Annotated in this window: 5 protein-coding genes; 2 read left to right on the forward strand and 3 right to left on the reverse strand. The window is 71.7% G+C overall.

The features are described from left to right. Nucleotides 1–179: 179 nt before the first annotated feature. Both ABZ930_RS41200 and ABZ930_RS41205 read right to left on the reverse strand, forming a co-directional pair. A complete protein-coding gene (locus ABZ930_RS41200; protein WP_361560704.1) occupies nucleotides 180–1,169 on the reverse strand; it encodes a peptidase in 990 nt (329 codons plus the stop codon). Between the two features lie 582 nt (nucleotides 1,170–1,751). Continuing rightward, nucleotides 1,752–2,015 carry a chorismate mutase gene (locus tag ABZ930_RS41205; RefSeq protein ID WP_361560707.1) on the reverse strand — a complete coding sequence of 88 codons (264 nt, stop codon included), beginning with the start codon at nucleotides 2,013–2,015 and terminating at the stop codon, nucleotides 1,752–1,754. A 325-nt stretch (nucleotides 2,016–2,340) separates the two neighbouring features. Here ABZ930_RS41205 and guaA point away from each other — a divergent pair, with 325 nt between their 5' ends. After that, nucleotides 2,341–3,921 carry a glutamine-hydrolyzing GMP synthase gene (guaA, locus tag ABZ930_RS41210; protein WP_361560710.1) on the forward strand — a complete coding sequence of 527 codons (1,581 nt, stop codon included), beginning with the start codon at nucleotides 2,341–2,343 and terminating at the stop codon, nucleotides 3,919–3,921. A gap of 74 nt (nucleotides 3,922–3,995) precedes the next feature. Here guaA and ABZ930_RS41215 read toward each other — a convergent pair whose 3' ends face one another. Beyond that, nucleotides 3,996–4,475 carry a pyridoxamine 5'-phosphate oxidase family protein gene (locus ABZ930_RS41215; protein WP_361560713.1) on the reverse strand — a complete coding sequence of 160 codons (480 nt, stop codon included), beginning with the start codon at nucleotides 4,473–4,475 and terminating at the stop codon, nucleotides 3,996–3,998. Between the two features lie 117 nt (nucleotides 4,476–4,592). On the opposite strand from ABZ930_RS41215, the gene ABZ930_RS41220 reads away from it, so the two are divergent. Continuing rightward, the gene (locus tag ABZ930_RS41220; RefSeq protein ID WP_361560715.1) at nucleotides 4,593–5,402 is read left to right on the forward strand and encodes a class II aldolase/adducin family protein; all 810 of its coding nucleotides are present in this window, start codon (nucleotides 4,593–4,595) and stop codon (nucleotides 5,400–5,402) included. Nucleotides 5,403–5,626 lie beyond the last annotated feature (224 nt).

Here is a 5,626-nt window from a genome sequence, read left to right on the forward strand (position 1 = left end):
GGACTGCGGGCGAGCCGCAGCGACGACGTGCTCCTCGACCGCGTACGCCCGGGCACAAGGCCGAGTACGTCCAGTACGAGGCCTTGCCCCCGGCGCGCCGAGAGCACGCACCAGACGCCGCGGGGCCGCCCTCCGGGCGACGACGGGAGTTTGAAGACAGGCCCTAGCCGACGCCGCGCCTACGCGTCGTCGCTCACCTTGCGGCGGCGCACGGCGTAGACGACACCGGCTCCGGCCAGGACGGCGACGCCGCCGACGACGCCCACGGTCGGCAGCACGGAGCTGGAGCCGGTCGAGGCGAGTGAGCCGGCCAGCGGGGTGCTGCTGGACTGCGGCGCCGGGGTGTTGCTCGGCTCGGGGCTGGGCTTCGGCTGGGCCGTGGCCGGCGGGACCTTGCCCGGCTCGGAGGCCGCGGCCAGGATCTCGAAGTTGTACTCCTGGTCCTCGGGCACGCTGTCCGAGCAGACGCCGTCGGCGTCGACGCTGGTGGCGAAGGCGAACGAGGCGCCGAGCCCGGCCGGCGCCTTCGCGTCGACCGCGATGCGCAGCTTGACGTCCGCGTGGGCGCGCGGGGCGAGCGGACCGCCGTTGCCGAAGGACTCGTGCGCGCTGTCGACGCTGGTGTCGACCCCGCGCCAGGCGCTGCCGTCGTACCACTGGACGTGCAGGTACTGGCTCGTCTCGGTGGCGTCCTCGCCGTCGTACGCGTACGAGAAGGCGATCAGGTCGGCGGACCAGGACACGAAGGCCTTGCCGGTGTAGTTCGAGACGCGGTAGGTGAAGCCGTGCCAGCCGGAGCCCGCCACGATCTTCGAGGGCAGGCCGCGCAGCTCGGCGAGGGTGCCGGGGTCGTCCTGGAAGTCGGTGCACTCGTCGACCGGGTCGGTCGTCTCCGCGGGCGCGCTGCGCGGCGTCTTCGCGGGCGTCGTGGTGGGCGCGACCTGGGCCGGGGTGACGGGGTCGGCGGCGGGGGGCGTGTCCTCGGCGGCCGGGGTGGTCGTCTCCCCGCCCGGCGTCGAAGCGGAGTCCTCCGGCGCCGGAGCCGTGGCGGTGGTCTCGCCGGCGGTGCCGGGCGTCTCGTCCGCGAAGGCGCCCGGGGCGGAGAGGAGTGCGATCGGGGCTATGGCGGCCGTCGCGGCCGCCGTCACCAGTGCGCGGCGTAGCTTCATGGGGACCTCGATGGTTATGGCCGTTGGTTCGGCATGTGTGACCGGCGATGCCTGTGAATGGTTGTCCCGAATCTCACAGAATCTTTATGGGCGCAGGTCGTGCGCGCACAGAAGTGCGGGGCCCGCGGGAAAGGTCCGCGGGCCCCGCACTGTCGGCTCCGACGTCAGGGCGGCGTCGTTGCCGAGGAAGCGGCGCCGGGGGGAGTGCGCCGCAGGCTCAGGAGGTTCGGTCGGTGGTGCGTGCCGGGCAGGGGACGTGACGCGCGGGCGTGGGGTTGTCCTGCGTGTCGTGCTCGGGCTGAGGTCCGTAGGGGGAGGGACGGAGGCCGACCGGCCCCGGGCGTCCCCGGGACCGGCCGTTCTCTTGTGTGACCGGGCTGCTGTCCCCTGCCGTCCGGTCACTTCACTGAAGCGAGGTCCCACGACGTACGGCGTGGCCGTGACGTCTCATCGCTCCAGCGGAGCCACGCGTGGTTTGTTCGGCCCGCCCCTGGCTGGCACGGACATCGGGACCAACGAAGCCCGCGGGCCCGGGGTCACGCGCCGTACGGGTGAGTGCGGAACCGAACTGGGATACGGCCGTCAGACCTTGCCGCGACTCAGCTCCAGCAGGGTCATCGCGAGCGCGGTGCCGGGCCTGCCCAGCGCCTCCCGGTAGCGGCCGAGGATCTCCATCTCGCGGGAGAGATTGACCCGCCGCCCGCCGGAGGTGATCCGGGCCTCCTGGACGACGGCGGACACGGCCATCCGTTCCTGGACGAGCCCGATGATCCGGTCGTCCAGCGCGTCGATGCGCTCGCGGGCGCCGGAGATCAGATCGGCGGTGGTGTCGGGGGTGGCGGTCATGGGCGGGGCTCCAGTCTCTGGACGGATCTGCGATGTCCCCGGACCGACAGTCCCCGTAAACGCCAGGCGCCCCGGGCCTTGTCGGCCCGGGGCGCCTGGGAAGTGGCTTGTCAGTGGCTCAAGCAGCACGACCATGGCATCCGGCGGGCCGGCTGCCATAGGTAAAGACGAAGGTCGTCGTGAGCGTGAACATGGCGGCCACTATAGCCCCTCCGGCGGTTGCGGAGCGGGGTCCGGGGCGGAGCCCCGCGGCCTGAAGGACAGCCGGCCCGAACCGGTAGAATCACAGTCACCGACCCCCCGTAAAGCCGCCGGAAGGCAACCCGTGTCATCAGCGACTAACGCTGCCGCCGCCCCCGACACCGTCCTGGTCGTCGACTTCGGCGCGCAGTACGCCCAGCTCATCGCCCGCCGCGTCCGTGAGGCCCGGGTCTACAGCGAGATCGTTCCCTCGACCATGCCGGTCGACGAGATCCTCGCCAAGAACCCGGCGGCGATCATCCTCTCCGGCGGCCCCTCGTCGGTCTACGCGGAGGGCGCCCCGAGCCTGGACCGCGCGCTCTTCGAGGCGGGCGTCCCCGTCTTCGGCATGTGCTACGGCTTCCAGCTGATGGCGACGGCCCTCGGCGGCACCGTCGACGACAACGGCGCCCGTGAGTACGGCCGCACCGCGCTCACCGTCTCCAAGGGCGACTCGACGCTCTTCGAGGGCACCCCGGCCGAGCAGCCCGTGTGGATGTCGCACGGCGACGCCTGCTCCGCCGCCCCCGAGGGCTTCACGGTCACCGCGTCCACCGACGTCGTGCCGGTCGCCGCCTTCGAGAACGACGAGAAGAAGCTCTACGGGGTCCAGTACCACCCCGAGGTCATGCACTCGACCCACGGCCAGCAGGTGCTCGAGCACTTCCTGTACCGGGGCGCGGGCATCAAGCCCACCTGGACGACGGGCAACGTCATCGAGGAGCAGGTCGAGGCGATCCGCGCCCAGGTCGGCGACAAGCGCGCCATCTGCGGCCTGTCCGGCGGTGTCGACTCCGCGGTCGCCGCGGCCCTGGTCCAGAAGGCCATCGGCTCGCACCTGACCTGCGTGTACGTCGACCACGGCCTGATGCGCAAGGGCGAGACCGAGCAGGTCGAGAAGGACTTCGTCGCGGCCACCGGGGCGAACCTGAAGGTCGTCGACGCCAGCGAGCGTTTCCTCAAGGCCCTCGCCGGGGTCTCCGACCCGGAGACCAAGCGCAAGATCATCGGCCGTGAGTTCATCCGCGTCTTCGAGCAGGCCCAGCTGGAGATCCTCCAGGAGGACGGCCCCGAGGTCGCCTTCCTCGTGCAGGGCACCCTCTACCCGGACGTCGTCGAGTCCGGCGGCGGCACCGGCACCGCGAACATCAAGTCGCACCACAACGTCGGCGGGCTGCCCGACGACATCGAGTTCGAGCTCGTCGAGCCGCTGCGCCAGCTGTTCAAGGACGAGGTCCGCGCGGTCGGCGCCGAGCTGGGCCTCCCCGACGAGATCGTCCAGCGCCAGCCGTTCCCCGGCCCCGGCCTCGGTATCCGCATCGTCGGCGACGTCACGCGCGAGCGCCTCGACCTGCTGCGCGAGGCCGACGCCATCGCCCGCGAGGAGCTGACCGCGGCCGGCCTCGACCGTGAGATCTGGCAGTGCCCGGTCGTCCTGCTCGCGGACGTCCGCTCGGTCGGCGTCCAGGGCGACGGCCGCACCTACGGCCACCCGATCGTGCTGCGCCCGGTCTCGTCCGAGGACGCCATGACGGCGGACTGGACGCGGATGCCGTACGAGACGCTCGCGAAGATCTCGACCCGCATCACGAACGAGGTCGCGGACGTCAACCGCGTCGTGCTCGACGTGACGTCGAAGCCGCCGGGCACCATCGAGTGGGAGTAGTCCCCACGGCTGTGTGAGAGTGCCGTCCGCCTTCCCGGCGGGCGGCACTTCTCATGTCCGCCCTCACGTCCCCCTCACGTCCGCTTCATGGTCCGCACGCCGCCGCCCGGCGTCCACACCTCCACCACCAGATACGTGTCGTCCTGCACGGACGTCCGGGTCACCTCGGTCACCCCGACCCGGAACAGATGGAAGGACGACGGGTCGGGGACCGCCACCTGACCGGTGTACCGGCGGATCGTCGGCTCGTCCTCGACGAGCACCGCGCGGCCGGAGACCCGGACGTCGCCGCCGCCCATGGCCGTGCCCTCGCCCGGATTCGCCTGCACCGCGCACCGCGGGTCGCGCAGCAGGTCCAGCGCCTTGAGCGATCCCGGCATCATGCCGAGCCACAACTCGCCGTCCAGGAAACGGACTTCGAGCCCCGAGGTGCGCGGCGAGCCGTCCTTGCGGAGGGTCGCCAGCACATGGTGGGGGAAGGCGCCGAAGCGCTCCTCCACGGTTTTCGCCAGGTCGGGTTCGGCGGTCGAGAAAGCTGCCCAGTTCGACGTCATGCGCCGAGTCTGCCCGGCATACCCGACATCCTCTGTCCTCCGTCCCGGACGACTCGCCGCATTCTCTTCACAGCCCGGCCCTGTCGCCTTCGAGGTCACGGAGGTACCTTCCGCTCCATGTCGACGCAGAACTCCGGACCCGTACCCGCCCCCGCTCCGATACCGACGGACCAGCTGCACTTCGCCATGCCGCCGGTCCACACGAGCGCCGCCGACGAGCGGCGGCACCGCAAGGAGCGGCTCGCGGGCGCACTGCGGATCTTCGGGCGGCTCGGCTACGAGGACGGGGTGTCGGGCCACATCACCGCCCGCGACCCGGAGTACGACGACTGCTACTGGGTCAATCCGTTCGGGGTGCCGCTGCGCCACGTCACCGTCGGCGACCTCGTCCTGGCCAACGGCGAGGGGCAGGTCGTGGAGGGTCGCCACCACGTCAACCAGGCGGCCTTCACCGTGCACGCCGAGGTGCACCGGGCGCGGCCGGAGCTGGTCGCCGTCGCGCACTGCCACTCCACGTACGGGCGGGCCCTGTCCGCGCTCGGCGAGCTGATCGAGCCGATCACCCAGGAGGCGTGCGCCTTCTACGAGGATCACGCGCTGCTCGACGAGTACACGGGGGTCTCCGTGGACGCCGGGGAGGGCAAGCGGATCGCTGTCGCCCTCGGCGGTTACAAGGCGCTGGTGCTGCGCAATCACGGGCTGCTGACCGTCGGCGACTCCGTGGACGCGGCGGCCTGGTGGTTCATCGCGCTCGAACGGTGCTGCGAGGTGCAGTTGGCCGCGCGGGCGGCCGGGCGGCCCGTGCTCATCGATCGCCGCCAGGCTGTGGCGACCCGGGACCGGACGGGCGGCGACCTCGTCGCCTGGATCAATTACCAGAGCATGTGGCAGGACATCACGAGGAGCGAGCCGGAGTTCCTGGCGTAGTCGTTCGTCCGCGGGCCCGGTGGGGGCTGGTCGCGCAGTTCCCCGCGCCCCTGGGCAGTTCTTCGTGTGCGGGCCGGTGGCCGCTTCTCGCGCAGTTCCCCGCGCCCCTGAAGGCATGCGCTGCGCGCAGCCTTCCCCTGGGCGAGCGGAGCTCGTTTCAGGGCCCTGGACGTCGAGCTCACGGCCGACGACCTCGCGCGCATCGACGCCGAAGTCCCCGAGGC

The sequence above is a fragment of the Streptomyces sp. NPDC046716 genome (assembly GCF_040645755.1).
GTDB lineage: Bacteria > Actinomycetota > Actinomycetes > Streptomycetales > Streptomycetaceae > Streptomyces.

Coding starts and splice junctions, on each gene's coding strand:
- ABZ930_RS41200 (WP_361560704.1), bottom strand. CDS start 1,169: ATGAAGCTACGCCGCGCACTGGTGACGGCGGCCGCGACGGCCGCCATA.
- ABZ930_RS41205 (WP_361560707.1), bottom strand. CDS start 2,015: ATGACCGCCACCCCCGACACCACCGCCGATCTGATCTCCGGCGCCCGC.
- ABZ930_RS41215 (WP_361560713.1), bottom strand. CDS start 4,475: ATGACGTCGAACTGGGCAGCTTTCTCGACCGCCGAACCCGACCTGGCG.
- ABZ930_RS41220 (WP_361560715.1), top strand. CDS start 4,593: ATGTCGACGCAGAACTCCGGACCCGTACCCGCCCCCGCTCCGATACCG.